1 pseudogene is annotated in these 406 nt (G+C 59.6%); it reads left to right on the top strand.

The window, feature by feature from the left end:
- Positions 1–41: 41 nt before the first annotated feature.
- A pseudogene (locus BKD70_RS25130) lies at positions 42–406 on the top strand (hypothetical protein); the annotation flags it as partial.

Raw genomic sequence — 406 nt, 5'->3', positions numbered from 1 at the left:
TCGGGGAGAACAAGGCCGGGCTTTCGAGCCTTGAAAAGGTCGTGGCCACCAATGATTCAGTTTCTGCCAAGCGCATCACGGAACTGAAAGGCGAGCTGGTCGACGTCAACTCTGGCGTAGCCGGCAACACCCAGGCGCTGGAAACCCTCAGCGGTGAAGTGGCGCGTATCGATGGTGAGATCGTGGCCACGGCCAGCAGTTTGGAGTCGTTGAGGGCAGAGGCACGCAGTGACTCCGGCGAAGGCGAACTGGCGGGTGCTTTGGAAGCCTGGAGCTCAACAGCCAACTTCGCGCTGGAGAAAAAGGTGCGCGCTACGGCGGAAGAAGCCTTGGCGATGAAAACTGAGCAGCTGCAAGTCAACCTCAATCAAACCACGGCTTCCGTGGAGCAGGTCAGCAAGGCCGT

The sequence above is a fragment of the Pseudomonas sp. BS-2016 genome, assembly GCF_001806145.1.
Taxonomy (GTDB): domain Bacteria; phylum Pseudomonadota; class Gammaproteobacteria; order Pseudomonadales; family Pseudomonadaceae; genus Aquipseudomonas; species Aquipseudomonas lundensis.
The sequence above is the reverse complement of the archived record's forward strand: the minus strand, read 5'-3'. Positions and strand labels throughout refer to the sequence as shown.